This window comes from Hallerella succinigenes (assembly GCF_002797675.1).
GTDB classification, from domain to species: Bacteria; Fibrobacterota; Fibrobacteria; order Fibrobacterales; family Fibrobacteraceae; genus Hallerella; species Hallerella succinigenes.
This window is the reverse complement of the sequence record NZ_PGEX01000001.1, coordinates 1,155,333-1,171,448: the sequence shown is the minus strand read 5'-3', so window position 1 is coordinate 1,171,448 and position 16,116 is coordinate 1,155,333. Positions and strand designations below refer to the sequence as shown.

The 16,116-nt window shown below is 47.7% G+C and carries 11 protein-coding genes; 7 read left to right on the top strand and 4 right to left on the bottom strand.

Annotated features, from left to right (window positions below):
* The first annotated feature begins 66 nt into the window (after positions 1 to 66).
* The 3 genes from BGX16_RS05230 to BGX16_RS05220 all read left to right on the top strand — a co-directional run bounded on the left by BGX16_RS05230 (position 67) and on the right by BGX16_RS05220 (position 3,193).
* Entirely contained in the window at positions 67 to 1,032 is a 966-nt protein-coding gene (locus BGX16_RS05230; protein ID WP_100425100.1) for a hypothetical protein, read from the top strand.
* Positions 1,033 to 1,066: 34 nt separating this feature from the next.
* Positions 1,067 to 2,404 carry a DNA cytosine methyltransferase gene (locus tag BGX16_RS05225; protein ID WP_100425099.1) on the top strand — a complete coding sequence of 446 codons (1,338 nt, stop codon included), beginning with the start codon at positions 1,067 to 1,069 and terminating at the stop codon, positions 2,402 to 2,404.
* Between the two features lie 171 nt (positions 2,405 to 2,575).
* Positions 2,576 to 3,193: a DUF5915 domain-containing protein gene (locus tag BGX16_RS05220; RefSeq protein ID WP_241899461.1), complete on the top strand. Its 618-nt coding sequence runs from the start codon at positions 2,576 to 2,578 to the stop codon at positions 3,191 to 3,193.
* Positions 3,194 to 3,291: 98 nt separating this feature from the next.
* Here BGX16_RS05220 and BGX16_RS05215 read toward each other — a convergent pair whose 3' ends face one another.
* Complete coding sequence (locus tag BGX16_RS05215) at positions 3,292 to 3,489, bottom strand: HMG-CoA synthase (protein ID WP_100425098.1); 198 nt, start codon at positions 3,487 to 3,489, stop codon at positions 3,292 to 3,294.
* Positions 3,490 to 3,665: 176 nt separating this feature from the next.
* On the bottom strand, positions 3,666 to 4,016 hold the full coding sequence (locus BGX16_RS14820) for a hypothetical protein (RefSeq protein WP_198514864.1): 351 nt from the start codon (positions 4,014 to 4,016) through the stop codon (positions 3,666 to 3,668).
* Positions 4,017 to 4,474: 458 nt separating this feature from the next.
* Here BGX16_RS14820 and BGX16_RS05205 point away from each other — a divergent pair, with 458 nt between their 5' ends.
* Entirely contained in the window at positions 4,475 to 7,648 is a 3,174-nt protein-coding gene (locus BGX16_RS05205; protein WP_241899460.1) for a fibrobacter succinogenes major paralogous domain-containing protein, read from the top strand.
* Between the two features lie 93 nt (positions 7,649 to 7,741).
* Positions 7,742 to 8,707 carry a hypothetical protein gene (locus BGX16_RS05200; protein ID WP_157797879.1) on the top strand — a complete coding sequence of 322 codons (966 nt, stop codon included), beginning with the start codon at positions 7,742 to 7,744 and terminating at the stop codon, positions 8,705 to 8,707.
* A 422-nt stretch (positions 8,708 to 9,129) separates the two neighbouring features.
* Here the strand turns inward: BGX16_RS05200 and BGX16_RS05195 are convergent, their stop codons facing one another.
* The gene (locus BGX16_RS05195) at positions 9,130 to 10,344 is read right to left on the bottom strand and encodes an IS256 family transposase (RefSeq protein WP_100424606.1); all 1,215 of its coding nucleotides are present in this window, start codon (positions 10,342 to 10,344) and stop codon (positions 9,130 to 9,132) included.
* Between the two features lie 276 nt (positions 10,345 to 10,620).
* Here BGX16_RS05195 and BGX16_RS14535 point away from each other — a divergent pair, with 276 nt between their 5' ends.
* Positions 10,621 to 10,791 (top strand): hypothetical protein, encoded by a 171-nt coding sequence (locus tag BGX16_RS14535; RefSeq protein ID WP_157797878.1) that lies wholly within the window; start codon positions 10,621 to 10,623, stop codon positions 10,789 to 10,791.
* A gap of 301 nt (positions 10,792 to 11,092) precedes the next feature.
* Positions 11,093 to 12,205, top strand: a complete 1,113-nt coding sequence (locus BGX16_RS05185) for an Rpn family recombination-promoting nuclease/putative transposase (protein WP_100425096.1) — start codon at positions 11,093 to 11,095, stop codon at positions 12,203 to 12,205.
* Between the two features lie 124 nt (positions 12,206 to 12,329).
* On the opposite strand, the gene metH is transcribed toward BGX16_RS05185, so the two are convergent.
* Positions 12,330 to 15,896 (bottom strand): methionine synthase, encoded by a 3,567-nt coding sequence (metH, locus tag BGX16_RS05180; RefSeq protein ID WP_100425095.1) that lies wholly within the window; start codon positions 15,894 to 15,896, stop codon positions 12,330 to 12,332.
* Positions 15,897 to 16,116: the final 220 nt, after the last annotated feature.

Sequence of the window (16,116 nt, the reverse complement as noted above, 5' to 3'; positions counted from 1 at the left end):
AAAAATTGTCTTTGATGATTTGTATATTTCGTTGTATGAGAATGCTTAAAAAAAAGGCTCTTTAATATGAAAAAGTTTGATTTTGAAGATTTGGAAATCTGCCCTGAAATTAAAACATTTAAAGTGTTTCAGGTTTCCAAAATGCCGGATTTATTTCTTGAAGTTGAATTTAAGTATCCTAAAACTCCTGCATGGAAGGGCTGTATACCCATATTAGAAAAGTATCAAGGTCTTGATAAAACACAATTGCCAAAAGAAGATGTTGTTGAATATGTAAAAAATTGTTATAACGACTTGGATCCTCGAAATTCAAAAACATGGAATGCTGATGAGGATTTGTATTGGAGTGGTCGTTCCAAGGCAGATATGGCAAAACTTTTGTTTGATGTTTTAAATGGAGAAACACAATATCATCAAACGAATTGGATGTGTCGGCAATGTACTGATACAAGTAGCGTAAATTCGCAGGCGGCTAGTAGAATACGGGCTCTTAAACAAACTCATGGATATCACATTGCAACAAAAGATTTTAAGTGTGAGGTTTGTGGAAAATATACAACGCATGATTTGTTGATTAGGATTCCAAAACTTGTTGGGAATAGCAATAAACGTTTTTCTATACCAACATCGCTAATGCGTCGAATAAAAGAACTTTTTGAGTATACGGATGCCTGTTTTAATGAAAAGTATGGTGCTGGCTCAAAGAATTTAGTGGTTGATCATAAGTTTCCATCAACAAGATGGGTAGTTGGGGAAAATCCAAATTTTGCTTCAATGACTGATGACGAAATAAAAAGTAAATTTCAGTTGTTGACACAGCAAACAAATCTTCAAAAAGAAAGATATTGTGCAAAATGTTTGCAAACTGGTAAAAGAGGTGACTTCTTTGGTATAGATTGGTATTCGGAAGGAGATTGTAGTTGGAAAGGCGACAACAAATCTGATGAAAAGGGATGCGTTGGATGTCCATGGTATGACTTGGCGGATTGGAAAGAAAAATTCAATAAGATGTTAAAAGAAATAGGATATTGATTTTACGAAAGAATCTGTTTTTGCAGGGAATCTCATGATACAAACTGTAGGAAGCATATGTTCTGGTATTGAAGCGGCTTCTGTTGCTTGGAAGCCTTTTGGTGTAGTTTTTTCATGGTTTTCTGAAATAGCAAATTTTCAGTCAAAGGTGCTAAAAGAGAAGTATCCGGCTGTAAAAAATTTAGGAGATATGAATAATATTCCCTCTTTGTTGTTAAATGGTGAAATTGAAGCACCTGATCTTATTTGCGGAGGAACTCCTTGCCAGGCATTTTCTTTAGCGGGAAATCAGAGAGGGCTGAATGATGATAGGGGTAATTTGACGTTAAAGTTCGTTGATATTATCAATGCAAATGATGTTGCTAGACGAAAAAAAAGAAAAAGTAGGTGCTGTGTTTTTTGGGAAAATGTGGAAGGCGTTTTGACGGATAAAACGAATGCTTTCGGTTGCCTTATAGCTTCTTTAGCAGGATTAAAAAAAATTCAGAATGTAAAAAGATGGCCTTCTTCTGGATTATTGGAAGGACCCGATAGAAATGTTGCTTGGAGAGTTCTTGATGCGAAGTATTTTGGATTGCCCCAGCAAAGAAGGCGCTTGTATGTTTTAGCAACCGGAAAAAATTATCATCCCGAACAAATCCTTTTTGAAGAAAGTTCTAATGAAAAATATGAATATCCGGTAACTCCGCTATCCTTTTCAAAGGACGGACACCATTTTGAAGTATTTAGATCGTATTCCGATTGTCTTTATGCTGCATATGGAACAAAATGGAATGGAAATGCTGCTGCATACAACGGGTCATTATTTGTGGTGCAAGATGAACGAGTGAGAAGACTTTCTCCATTGGAATGTGAACGTTTAATGGGTTTTCCCGATGATTACACGAATATACAGGGTGCGAGGAAAACGAATCGATATCAGGCTGTTGGAAATTCATGGGCTGTTCCTGTTGTAAAGTGGATTGGCGACAGACTTATTAACGACAAAAAAATAGAATTTGTTGCGGGAAGGAATAGAAAATTTCTAAAATATGAAACGCTGTCAAAAAAAGCGTATTTGTATCATTTCGGTGATGGAAAAGTTGAATTAGCGGATAATAAGAAAGTCAACGCGTCTGTTGTACCAAGTCACTGTGTGTTTAAAACAATGCAGGATATTGTGACATCTGAAGTATCTCAAGATATTTATTTGTCTCCGGTTGGCTGTCATGGTATTTTGCGAAGAAAAAAAGAGCGGAATATCTCAATAAATCTGCGATTAGAGAAAGCACTAAAAAAAGTTTCGAAAATGATGAGCCCTGAGGACATCGAACGGAAATCTTTAGTTCAAAAAAGAGGCTCACGAGGAACGGCTGCTGTTCTAGATTTGTAGTTTTTCTGCGTTAGGGATAGTGACCCCTTGGGGCGGCGCTGTGGCGCCGTTTTATGAGGTTGGGCGGGAACGGAGTGAATCGGGCAACCCATAAAATATAGCCCGACCCACGAAGTGGGGAACGCCCTAAAAAAGAAGAACTCAACGTTCGCGAAATGAAGTTGGCACGAAGTGCAAACCAAGCTCGAGAAGCTCTCCGCCAAGCCGAACTTCCTCGCCATCAAGGCGAAGGGCCCGGATTACGCGAAGAACATGAAGGTGATTTCTGCCAAGCTGAATTCGCTGACCGTCGATGAAATCAAGGCCCTGCTGCAGAATGGCGACAACCACGCAAGGCGAGAGTCGCGAGAAGACTTGTCTTCTCATGACCGAGCCGAAGAGGTTGGGCGCGAAGCGCAAACCATCAAGTTCGATTTCGGTGAAGTCGGTGCCGACTGCCTGATGCTCAACCGCATCGTGGCCGACGGCATGGCCGTGGAAGCCAATCAGCACTTCACCGTGGCTCTGGACCTGAAGATCACGGACGAACTCCGCCGCGCCTGCGTGGCCCGCGAACTCGTGAACCGCATCCAGAACAGAAGAAAGGATCAGAACTACGCCATCACCGACAAAATCGAAGTGACGCTGTTCTCTGCAAGCGACGTATTCAAGCAAGCTGTCGCGGAAAACGAGGCTTACATCGCCGGAGAGACGCAAGCGGTCGCTATCAAGTGGGCTGCCGCTGCCGATGGCTTGGAAGCCAACGATGCCGATGGAGAGGCTTTCAGCTTTACGACGGTAAAAGCGTAATCGAAGAATCCAGACCTAAAAATTTAGACCGTAGCTCACCGCTGCGGTCTTTTCTGTACAAAAATCACTCTAAATCAGAGATTGTTAAGTTCTTTATGCTAGGGGACTGAAACCCTTGTGTTGGGAATTAAAAATTTTGATTTTTCTTCTTTCGTTAATTGCGAAATCTGAACGCACTTCTTTTTTGCATACTCAAACATCGCCCGCATATCAACGAATGCGGGTAATGTATTGATATCAATGGGCGAATAACTGTCGTTGAGGTATTCTTTATATTTCTTCGTCAGTCCAGTCATAAGTATATACCTCCATAATATTTTTCATCTGTTCACTGAAAATCCCAAAATGGAATTGGTGCAACATGCAAATTGGAATTGCTCCCAATTTTTCAACATAATGACCAAGTAACTTTTCGCTTGCTGCAAACCCAAATACATCGCCGTTGTATCCATAATCTTCCGATTTTTTCCGGCTATGCAAATAAATGACCGCCTACACCAGAATACTTAATGTTTTCGGTTAGCAGTTTGTTGTTTTGTGGGGCGGAGCACATCCACTGGATGTAGATTGCCTTAGCGTCAGAATTGTTTTGAAGAGAAACTAACCCTTGAATATCTACGGTTCCCTTAACAACAAGAGCATAGATTTCAGAGTTTTTTGCCAAAGAGCCCCAATTTACATACCAACCATTTTGCTTGTTGTATTTTGAAAGAAAGGATGACCGACGAATGCGCACCACCTCGGTATCCACAAGCTCACCTGTGGAATTGTCCTTGAGACAAGGGGTAAAATCATCAATATGTACAGAAATAAATCCAGCCATGTCACCTCTTGTACAAGATAGATTTTTCATTGTGATTTAACAATCGATTTAATCGGCTTAACCTTATGCATTATAACCTGGAATACCTTTTTCTTTAAAAAATAGCGAGCATCGCCGTTTTCATCTCAAGACCGGTCTCTTTTGTAAACATTTCATGCGGTTACGCGGAATTTTGGGTTATATTTAGGGTATATATGTCGCGCACGAGCTACATAATCCGCCGTTGTCTTTCAAAAGGCGGGCCTGGTTTTGTTTGCCGCGGAGGGCACCTCCCGTCGGCCCTTGACCGCGTAGCGTTACCCCCCCCGTGTAAACTTTTCTATACATAATATAAGCGATTTCGCCCTTGCGGATTCGCGATACCCAGTCCAAGTTTTTGCGGAGAGCCTCCGCAACACGAACACGCCTGCACTTTTGCACGGCGCGTCTTGCCGCATTTATAAATCGAGGATAACACCATGAAAACCATGCCAAATCCGAAAAAGTCTTCCTCCTGGAGCCTAGCGATAGGATCCATGGCGGTCCTTGTGCTTGCCGCCTGCGGTGGTGATAGCGGGAGCAAGTCCAGCGGAGCAGAAGATGCCCCCGTCCGCGAAGTTTCCACTATCTACGACCTTGGAGCCTGCACCCCCGACCGCGAAGGGGATACCGTGTATGTCACGGCGCAATCCATCGACTACCTGTGTTCCGGCAACAACTGGCTCGACATCACGACCCTGCCGGAGAATCCCGACCCGGCGCAGTCTTCTTCCAGCATCGTTCCGGGCATCGACCCGGAATCTAGCAGTTCCACAGTGGACGACCCGCTAAGCGGCAACGGCTCCAGTTCTTCGGTTCGTGAGTCCTACATCGAAGTGCAGTCAAAAGACAAACTTGTCGCCTGCGATTCCAGCGCCATCGGCCTACGCGCCCTGGTGCTGGCCGATTCTTCTTACTTTACGTGCAAGGCGGATGGCTGGGCAAAGGACGATACCTACCTGGGTTACGACATCGTTCCTACCAAGGAAGACTTGCCCCAGTGCCACGCAGGCAACGCCAAGCAGCGCATTTTGGTCAAGAAGGATTCCGTCTTCTTCAGATGCGATTCCGTAAAGTGGGTACCCGAGACCGCCGACGGCTATGTCGTGAAGAACGCGTCCATTTTGGGTGCGGCGCAGAAGGGTCCTTTCAAGTTCGATTCGCCCCTGACGCTCCGCGAAGTCCTTTTGCACGACGACGCACTGACCTACACGGGCCGCGAATACATCGATGAAATTTCCAGCAACAAGGGCGACTTCGTGATTCCGAAGGTAAATCTGGTTTATCCCTACGCGGTGCTTGAAGTCCGTGGCCTGTGGCGCAACGAAGTGACCGGCGAATGGAGCAAGGATTCCATGACGCTCCGCGCCTTGACGGACCTTACCACTCGCACCGAGGTGAACATCAACCTGCTGACCCACCTGGAATACGACCGCGCCGTAAAACTGGTGAACAAGGGCTACAGCGTGTTTGCTGCCAAGAAACAGGCGGATTATGAAATCATGACGGCGTTCGGTTTTGCGACGACGGTGGAGTATTCCGAAGACCTGAAAACATTCGTGCCATCCACCAGCACGAACCACGATGTCAATGCCACCCTGATGGCGATTTCTTTGCTTTTCATTGGCGACAGGAACGAAGCCGAAATCCAGAAGGCCATTGCCGACTTTAAGCAGGACATGGCCGGTGACGGCGAGTGGAACGACGCCCAGACCAAGGCCGACATGGCGGACTGGGCCGAAGGTTTTGACGGCGGTTCCGTGCGGGCCAACGTGAAGAGCTGGAACATCCTGGACATTCCCGCCTACGAGAACTACCTGACCATTTACTGGAACAACGCCTACGAACTGGGCGGCTGCGCCTCGACCCGCTACGATGTGGTGGCCCAGAACAGGAACGCCAAGAGCAAGAATTACAAAGTCCACTACATCTGCAAGGCCACAGGTTGGCAGAAGGCGACCGATTTCGAGAAGGACACCTACCAGTGGGCCGAAGGTGAAGAGGGCGAAGTCAAGAAAGGAAACGTGACGGCGACTTACTATGTGTTTGAAAACGGCAAGTGGACCGTGGCGAAAAACGAAACGGCCCTTGGACTATGTACCGAGGCCCGCAATGGCGAAATAGGTAAAATCGACACCACCTACTTTATTTGCGACAGCAAGAACTGGCGCAAGGCCACCATGCTGGAATACGACACCTACCAGTTCGGTGCGGGCAACGACGGCGAAGTCCGCATAGGCAAGGTAAATGAAAACAAGTATTATGTCTACGAAAACGGGGCGTGGCGGGCATCTGCAAGTGAAATCGAAAACAACCTGGGCGCATGCGTCACAAGCCGATTGAATGAAGTGGGTAAGTCCGGGAACACCTACTATACCTGCAAGACAAGCGGCTGGACGAAATCAACGGCTTTAGAATACGACACCTACGGCTGGGATGCCGGGACGGAAGGAGCCGTCAAGCCAGGCAGCGTGGATACCTCGAACCATTACGTGTACGAAAACGGGGCGTGGCGTGCAAGCAAGAACGATGTGGAATACAACTACGGCGCGTGCGTCACCATTCGCGAAAGTGAAAAACATCCGCTCAACGGCAAGTACTACATCTGCGAAAATAAAGCTTGGAAAGAGATCACCGCTACAGAATATGAACTAGGATATTGCACCACGGCAAAGAATGGTGCCGTCGAAAAAATGAACGACGTGTATTACATCTGCAAGTCTGAGAAATGGAACGTTGCAACTGTGCTAGAGTATGACACCTATGGAAAAATATGTCTTACAGACGGTTCAATTGTCTTTGGAGAAGTTACTTCAACAAACAAATATGTCTGTGATGCAGACACCTTTAGAACTGTAAATGAACAGGAAATTTCCCTGAATAAGGGTTGTGTCAGCTATACAGAAGGGAATGAAATCATAAGGCTCATATCTAGCACAACCGATTCCATTTATACTTGTAAAAAAGGGGTATGGCAGGGTTCAGAAATTATTGTTCCTGAAGGGTATCTGTTGGATAGGAGAGATAAAAAGATGTATAAAATTGTCACTATCGGAACTCAAACCTGGATGGCGGAAAACCTGAACTATTCCGATAGCGTCAGTTACCCCGGAATGCAAAAACGGAACTGGTGTTTAAAAAACAGCTTGGACAGTTGCGCTAAATATGGCCGCGTATACACCTGGGCTGCCGCCATGGATAGTGCTGGAACATTCAGTTCCAGAGGAAAAGGCTGCGGATATGGCAAGATTTGCACGCCCACATACCCTGTGCGTGGAATTTGCCCCAGCGGATGGCACCTGCCGACCAGGACTGAATTTGAAACCCTTTTCATGAATGTAGGAGGAGAATCAACGGCAGGAAAAATGCTCAAAGCAACAAACGGATGGAATTCTAATGGTAATGGAACGGACGCCTTCGGTTTTTCGGCGCTGCCTGTTGGCGGCTACAACTACGCCTACTTCTACTACGGCTACGGCGCGAACTTCTGGAGTTCTACGGAGAGCAATGGCAGCTACGCGTACATCATGTACTTGTACTACAGCAATGACGATGCGAGCCTGAACTACGACTACAAGCGCTACGGGTTTTCTGTTCGTTGTCTCCGGGACTGACTGTAGGCAACCGCCAAGGGCAGTAGCCCCACCCCCAACCTGCGCGAAGCTCGGTCGCGAAAATTTAAGAAATAGATGATTATTATGGAAAATATGAATTCAGAAATTACGGCAGCATTAATAGGCATTGTTTCAGCCTTGATTACGGCTTTTATCACAAAATCAACCGCCGACAAAAAGAACGCCATCGAAAACATCACCCAAGAACGCAAGAAATGGCGAGACGACTTGCGAGGTGCAACGATTGCGTTGAGGCGATATTTTGAAAATAAGGATCGTTTTTGTAACAAAGGGAATGAAACAGATGGTAAGGAAAATTGCGGCATCGTATTTCATTCCGCTGCAGAAGCCAAAGCATTCTTTGAAGTTCGATTGAACTTGAGTGATAAAGAAGATTGTAAACTAATGGCGATATTGGATATGTTGGCACACAAGGATGCAGCAGCAACTTATGAACTTTCATTGCAATGGAAAGATTATCGATTTTGGGGTGATGGTGAGAAGATTTCTGTAATGAAACTTCTTGCTTATTTTGAAGAAGGTATGTCCCATAATCTAAAATATGACTGGGAACGAGCAAAAACAGAAGTTCAATCCGATGGTTTGATGCGGTACTTTATCTTCTTTGTCGCTCTTCTTGTAACATCCACCCTTTTTTCATCAACGCAATTGTTTGGATTGCGCTTCCAAGAAATATCGGTTGGCGGATGGCTGTATTCCATATCGTTTTTTGCACTCATTGTTGTTTCGATTGTATGTATTATTAAGTATATCATGCGGATTCTCGCTGTTATTCAGAATAAATTTATATTTGGCAGAAATAAATTCACCGCCGCACAATTGGTTTCGGAGGTTTTTGGGACTGTTAGTCGGAGAAAAATAGAGCCAATGCAATTTTCAAAGAAGTGGAGCTTGTGCGTTTTCTTACTTCTTGGGTTAGGAATTATTCCCACCATCTTAATTGTTTCAACAGCGGTCATTCTGGTTGCCTATGGCTTGTTTCCAACAAGTATTGTTTCAAGCTTAATAGAAACCATTAATTTAGGATCAAAAATGTAGCTTTTCGCGTTAGGGATGGAAGCCCGAAGGGTTCGGACTTTGACGAGTCAATTCCGGCTCAATGGCCGGAATGACGAAATCAAAGGCTGAACGGACGCACGGCGACCTTGTTGTTGTTTGTAAAATTGCCGTGCGATACCGCGACAGCCCGACCCACAAAGTGGGGAACGCCCCCAAAAAATTTAGACCGTAGCTCACCGCTGCGGTCTTTTTGCTTAATTCTAGGCTTTTTTCTGTGGGTGCAACTTGCATTTCTTCTGAAGGAAAATATATGTTGATTGTAGGTTTTAACACAAAGGTATAATATGTTAGCGGAGCAAGCGGCAAAAGGAATTTATCTGGATGTCCCCGAAAAGGATTGGTCTCTGTTTAGTGGTAGTGTCAAGGGTTTTTCGCAAAAATAGTTTGTCCCAACATCAGATCTAGGCTACATTTCCGTCCTTTTCCTGTTCCCGTTTCAGCTCGTTCTCCTTTTCCATCTCGTAAAGATGCTTCATGTTCAGGTATCTCTTGGTACCCCATTCCTTCGTGGCGATATGCCTTAGCCTAGCGCACACAAGCATCAGGGCAGATTCCCCGTCCGGGAAGCAACCCACAACCCGAGTCCTTCTGCGTATCTCCCGGTTCAGGCGTTCCAGGATGTTGTTCGTCCTTATGCTGCGCCAGTGTTCGTGCGGGAAGTCGAGATAGGTCAGCGTCTCCATCACGCCCTTGCGGTAAAGGTCTGCGGCGGATTTTAGCCCCATATCGCGCAGTTTCTGTTCTACGTCGGCAACCTTTTTCAGTGTCGCCTCCTTGTCTTCCTGGGCGTACGTAGCCTTCAGCAGGGGCATGGCCGAAGCGAGCTTGTTGCGAGGGATCTTTGTCATCAGGTTCCTGAAAAAATGCACCATGCAGCGTTGCCATTTCGCATCCGGGAACACTTCCGAGGCCGATTCCAGGAAGCCCAGGTGTTTGTCCGATGTGAACAGCCGGACGCCATTCAGGCCACGTTCCCTGAGGCTTACGAGGAAGCTACGCCAGCATTCCTTGCTTTCGCTTGCGCCCTCGCATGCTCCGAGTATCTCCCGGTAGCCGTCTTCGGACACCCCTATCGCGACAAGTACCGAGACGCTGGTCATTTCGCCGCCCCAGCTGCGCTTCAGGTAGATGCCGTCAACGAACACGTAGGGGTATTCCCCGCCTATGGCCCTGTTTCGCCATTCCTCGATCTTGCCGTATACCTTCTGGTTCAGGTTGCTGACGGTCGAGGCGCTGACCCGAGAGCCCCACAGGAGCTCCGTGACGTCTTCCACGCGGCGCACGGATACTCCCGCCAGGTACATCTCGATGAGAGACTCCTCCACGGACGATTCCCTGCGTCTGTAGCGCTCGATGATGGCGGTCTCGAACGGGGCCAGGCGCAGCTTGGGTACGGACAGGTCGACCTCTCCGGCGGAAGTCAGAAGCTTGCGGTGGTAATGACCGCTGCGGTAGTTCCTGCGCTCGTCAGTCCGCTCATGCCTTTCCGCGTTGCACAGCTCCGCGGCTTCCTCGTCCAGCATCGTGTTGAGGGTTTCCTCGATGGTCTTTCTAATGACTCCTTTCAGGTCGTTCTTGAGGCCTTCTTCGTCGATTTTGATTATATTGTTGTCCATAGGATGGTCCTTTTTAGGTTGATTTGTGATTATTTCAAATCTAAAAATTGGAACATCCTATTTTTTTTACTCCCTTAGAGGAATTTGCGAAAGAAAATATACGTTACCTGTTTAGTGAACTTATCCGAAAGTTTGGATGGCGGAAGTCAACGCTGTCCGATACGCAAAATGAAAGTAGTAATCCCCAATTCGTGATCCCAAAGACCTTTACTTGCTCACTCTTGCAGAAACAATCGATGCTGCATATATTGTTTCTAGGGATAAGGATTTGAAGAAGTGACGCTGTCCTCTGCAAGCGAAGTCTTCAAGCAGGCCGTGGCGGAGAACGAAGCTTACATCGCAGGCGAAACTCAAGCGGTCGCTATCAAGTGGGCTGCCGCTGCCGATGGCCTCGAAGTTAATGATGCTGATGGCGAAGCTTTTGCATTCACAACGGTAAAAGCCTAAGACATACGATTATGTGTCATTGCGAAGGACGAAGTCCTGAAGCAAACCTTGAAACTGAAAAGGCGCTCCGAAAGTGGGGCGCCTTTTTAATTTCTGTGCTTTCTATTATTCAATCACGTTATAAATAGGGCGAAAATATTTAGAGCATGGGCAGGCTGGATATCTGCCAGGTTTTAAAGAAATTAAAGCTGAAGTTTTTTTTTTCACTTTCCGGTAGAAAAATGTCGGTCCCGAGCGTCTTTAAATACAGGTGAGGAAATCTTCGCCTGCTTTGCGGGGGCGTTCCCGTTGAAGAAGAAAAATGAAGACAACGAAGATAGCGGACAATTACGAGGATTACAAGGGCTCGGGTGTTTATGCGGACCTGCTGCTGGATCTGACCTTTAAAAAGGCGTTCAATCCCGATACGCAAAATAAGGTGTGCCTGATTGAACTTTTGAACGCGCTGCTCGAAGGCGAAATCGACGAACCGATTGAAGACGTACAGTCCCGCGACAAGGAGCATAATGACGGATCGAACGAAAACCGCACGACGATTTTTGACCTGCACTGCGTGGATTCCAAAAATCGGAAATTCATTATCGAGATCCAGATCGCGAAACAGGAAAATATCGTGAACCGCGCGATCTATTACGCGGCGCAGACCGTCGTTTCGCAAGGGGATCGCGGACGCGGTTATAAATACGGCCTGGATCCCGTGATCACGGTGGTGTTCATGGAGTTCAGCGTATTTGACGAACAGGACAAGTATCTCCGGAAAGCGATGCTCCGCGAAAAGGATGGCAAAAGAATTTCACGGACGCTGAACTTCGTGTTCGTAGAACTCCCGAAATTCAGAAAGAAGCTCGAGGAACTGGAAACGAACCTGGACAAGTGCCTTTACGCGCTATGCCATATCAAGGAATTGCGGAAGATGCCTTCGAAGTATACAGGCTCCTCTTTCGAGCTCTTGTTCCGTACCGCTGAATTAGCTAAATTCAGTAAAGAGGAACAGAAGATGATTGACGCAGCACAGAAAGCCAAGTGGGACGCTTACGCGATACAGAGTTACCGCGAACAAGAAGACGCCCGCATCCGTGAGGAAGCCGCTAGACTCCGCGCCGAAAAAGCCCGCGTTCGCGAGGAATCCGCCCGCGTTCGCGAGGAGGAGGCCCGCATCCAAAAGGAAAAGTCTCGCCTTCAAGAAGAGACCGTTCGCATTCAAGAGGAAATTTCCCGCCAGCAGAAGGAAGCCGCTCGCCTTCGCAATGAAAATGTTCTGATTTGTGAAAAACAGGCTCAATTGGACGAAATGAAGTTGAATTTGCAGAAAGAAAAGTTGCAGCTTGCAAAGCGTCTTAAAATGAGCGGAGTTCCGTTGAATGAACTAGCGAGTATTTTCCAACTTTCTCAACAAGAATTGGAAAACATTTAGCTTTTTAAGCGTGTTTCTGTTTTTAGACTCTTTCTCCGGAAAGGGTCTTTTTTATTGCAACAGAGAAATTCTATGAAGTGCGGTTGGACGTAAACCCTTCCGCACGAGACTGACGTTTTCACAATCAGCAGCTAAAGTAATGGACTTCCGGGTGGCTGATGTAGAGTCCGCTGACAGACGCTTGTGGGTACATAGCGCCGTTCTCGGTGAGGGATATTCCGACACTGTCGAAATCGATGAGCTTTGCGACGTTGAAGATTTCCTTGATGTTCGGGAGCACGGGGTAGCCGATTGCCGGGCGAATACCCTTCCAATCGTTTTCCTTTTCGAGTTCCTTGCTCAAGTATTCCGCTCCCGCTTCAGCGAGGCGATCTGCTACGGTTTGCATTAAAAGAACATCGTAGTCGCTGCCACCCTGTTCTGCTTTGAGCTTTTCCAAACGCTTCACAAAGGCTTCGCTCACGGTCACTGCAAAAACACCGACGATATCGCGGTATAGGTCATTGCCGGTAGGTTGACTAAAGGCGCTTTCGGTTTTTGCGTTTACGGGTGCCACATAGTCGCAGAGAGAAAGGCAGATGCCTTCCGGCTTTTGCTGGCGGGCGGTCGAAACTTCGACAATGTCTTCTTCGGTGCCGGTGCGGCCCGTATTGAACTTGATCGAATTTTCTGTGCCTGCTGCAGCGTAGAACGCCTGAATGGCGCGTAGGGCGTATTCTGGTCGATTCAAACTTTGAATGAGCGCATCGGCGTCGGCTTTAAGCTTTTGGGCTTCTTCGCAGTCTGCCTTGACCTTCCAAGTGTAGAAGAAATATTCCCAGTTGATGAGAGAAATGACGTCTTGGAGCGGAATGGGCGGAAGCTTGCTTTCGCCCATAAATGGCGGACGCGCCGGTTGGTACTTGCTCCAGTCTGGGCTGTAACGGCGTTCGACCGGAGTTTTCTCTGCGGCTGCCATCGCATTTGCGGTACTCGCCTGAATGCCGTTCTGCTTGTCCCGAATGCGCTTCTGTTCTTCGCGGTTTTCTTGAATGGTTTGTTCCGCAGTCTCGGGATTTAAAAGCTTGGCTGCAAGGCCCGGGTTGCTTGCAGCGTCGCGCACATGGAAAACGGGACCATCGTAGCACGGGGCAATTTTCATGGCGGTATGCGTCGGGGAAGTCGTTGCTCCGCCGACAATGATCGGAATGCGAAGACCGGCTTCCTGCATGGCCGTGGCGACGTGACACATTTCTTCAAGGGACGGGGTAATCAAACCGGAGAGGCTTACGATGTCTGCTTTATGTTCAATCGCTGCTTTCACGATTACATCTTCCGGAACCATTACGCCGAGGTCCACCATATCAAAACCGTTACACGCCATGATCACCGAAACAATATTCTTTCCGATATCATGCACGTCGCCTTTGACCGTTGCAATCACGATCTTGCCGCGGGAACTTGAATTTGAATCCTTGCCCGCTTCAATGTAGGGCTGCAAAACTTCCACAGCCTTTTTCATCGTACGGGCCGTTTTCACGACCTGCGGCAAGAACATTTTTCCTTCGCCGAAAAGACGTCCGACTTCATTCATCCCGTCCATCAAAGGCCCGGAAATGATTCCCACCGGGCTGTCTCCGCGTTCAATCAGCTGCATCAAATCTTCTTTCAGCGTATGGGAAGTTCCCTTGAGAAGCGCTTCCTGCAAACGTTCTTCGGGAGTTGTTTGCTTTGCTTCTGCAACTTCGGCGAAATCGTTCGAAGAACTTGCGACGGACGTGGCGAAGATCGCCTTCGGATCGTACTTTTCGCCGGTTTCCTTCGCCTTGAGCATCGCTTCGGTCATGCGCTGGGCAATCGCGATCAGTTCTTCGGAAGCTTCGGGGAATGTATTCAATACGACTTCTGTAATCGCCATGCGAAGTTCGAGCGGAATCGTCTTGTATTCGATTTCGGCGGCGGGATTCATAATGGCCATTCCCATACCGTTCGGAATCGCGTGATGCAAAAATACGGAGTGCATCGCTTCGCGCAAATAATTGTTTCCGCGGAATGCGAAAGACAAATTCGAAAGACCGCCCGAAATGCGGACTCCAGGCAAATTGTCGATAATCCAACGCGTCGCACGGATAAAGTCCGCCGCGTAGGCATAATGTTCTTCCATGCCCGTCGCTACGGTCAGCACGTTTGGATCGAAAATGATATCGTTCGGACAAAAGTTCAACTTTTCCGTCAAAAGCTTGTACGCGCGGGCTGCGATTTTCACACGGCGATCGTAATTGGTCGCCTGTCCCTCTTCGTCGAAGAGCATCACGATGACAGCTGCACCCAAACGCTGCACGGTCCGCGCATGATCGAGAAACGCTTTTTCGCCCATCTTCAGCGAAATGGAATTCACAATGCACTTGCCCTGTACACATTTCAGGCCCGCTTCGATCACTTCAAAACGGGAACTGTCGATCATCACCGGGGCACAGCTCACCGCCGGATCGCTTGCGAGCAAATTCAAAAAGTGCGTCATTTCCTTCTGGGCATCCAAAAGGCCGTCGTCCATGTTCACGTCTACAACGTGAGCTCCCTTTTCCACTTGTGTACGGGCGATTTCCAACGCTTCGTCGTAATTCTTTTCGTTCACAAGGCGCAAGAACTTTTTAGAGCCTGCAACGTTGCAACGTTCACCGACTTTGACAAAGAAGCTCAACTTGTCGTGCTTCTGAATCGGGGCGACAGCGAGAGGTTCAAGACCGCTGAGCATGAGCATCGGAGAGCGGTGAACAGGCTTGCGACGTTCGTAATCCGGAGCGAGGGAATCGATCGCCTTGCGGAAGGCGGCCATGTGCTCCGGGGTCGTTCCGCAGCAGCCACCGATCATGTTCACCAGTTTTTCTTTAAGATAGGGCTGAATCATCTTCACCATATCTTCCGGCGTATCGTCGTAACCGCCGAACTGGTTCGGAAGACCCGCGTTCGGGTGGCAAGAAATGTAACATGGTGCGACCGAGGACATGCGACGCAAATACGGCAGCATGCCGTCTGCGCCTAAGCCGCAATTCAAACCGATTGACAAAGGATTGGCGTGCATGACGCTCACCACAAAAGCTTCGACCGTCTGACCGGAAAGCGTTCTTCCCGAAGCATCGCTCACCGTCATCGAAAGCATCACTTCGAGCGGTCGGGACGTTTTATCCTTGACTTTCTGGTAAGCGCTGAGAGCCGCCTTGGCATTCAGCGTATCGAAAATCGTTTCGATGAGAATCGCATCCACGCCGGCGTCCACAAGAACGTCGATTTGTTCGTAGTAAGCCGCTTCGAGTTCGTCGAAAGTGATGCTGCGGCTCGCCGGGTCGTTCACATCTTCGCTCATCGAGAGCATTTTGCTTGTCGGACCGACGTCGCCTAAAACAAAAACCGGACGATTCTTCGCGTCGCTTGCCGCTTGCTTTGCAATTTTTACCGCGGCGCGGTTCATTTCGGCAATACGATTTTCTTGGTGATATTCGCGCTGGGAAATGCGCTGACTCGAGAACGTGTTTGCGGTCAGAACGTCAACACCTGCTGCCACATAGCGTCGTTGAATGTCGAGAATCACATCGGGCTTTTCAATCGACAGCATGTCGTTGTTGGCGCCCTGGATGCCGTAGGTTTGAATCACCGAGCCCATGCCGCCGTCTAGCAGCAGAATTTTTTGTTCAAAAGCTTCGCGAAGTGTCATGATGGCGTAAATTTAGAAAACGAGTTTGCAAAGTTTGGCTTTTCAAATGTCGGAATGGAGTGTTTAGGTTCTAAACAGTTTCGAATCGTGTCGGTTATCAGAAAAACGATAACCAGTAAAAGTTTGACATCGAATCGGTGCTATCCCATCTGCGCAAACGCTTTTGTATGGAAGCGGCTTTTCCGCAAATGCCAAAAGGAAATGGTTTCCAAATTCCAGG

Excerpts from the sequence above, each read along its gene's own strand:
- BGX16_RS05230 (WP_100425100.1), top strand. The coding sequence starts at position 67 with ATGAAAAAGTTTGATTTTGAAGATTTGGAAATCTGCCCTGAAATTAAA.
- BGX16_RS14820 (WP_198514864.1), bottom strand. The coding sequence starts at position 4,016 with ATGGCTGGATTTATTTCTGTACATATTGATGATTTTACCCCTTGTCTC.
- metH (WP_100425095.1), bottom strand. The coding sequence starts at position 15,896 with ATGACACTTCGCGAAGCTTTTGAACAAAAAATTCTGCTGCTAGACGGC.
- BGX16_RS05185 (WP_100425096.1), top strand. The coding sequence starts at position 11,093 with ATGAAGACAACGAAGATAGCGGACAATTACGAGGATTACAAGGGCTCG.
- BGX16_RS05200 (WP_157797879.1), top strand. The coding sequence starts at position 7,742 with ATGAATTCAGAAATTACGGCAGCATTAATAGGCATTGTTTCAGCCTTG.
- BGX16_RS05205 (WP_241899460.1), top strand. The coding sequence starts at position 4,475 with ATGAAAACCATGCCAAATCCGAAAAAGTCTTCCTCCTGGAGCCTAGCG.
- BGX16_RS05195 (WP_100424606.1), bottom strand. The coding sequence starts at position 10,344 with ATGGACAACAATATAATCAAAATCGACGAAGAAGGCCTCAAGAACGAC.
- BGX16_RS05225 (WP_100425099.1), top strand. The coding sequence starts at position 1,067 with ATGATACAAACTGTAGGAAGCATATGTTCTGGTATTGAAGCGGCTTCT.
- BGX16_RS05215 (WP_100425098.1), bottom strand. The coding sequence starts at position 3,489 with ATGACTGGACTGACGAAGAAATATAAAGAATACCTCAACGACAGTTAT.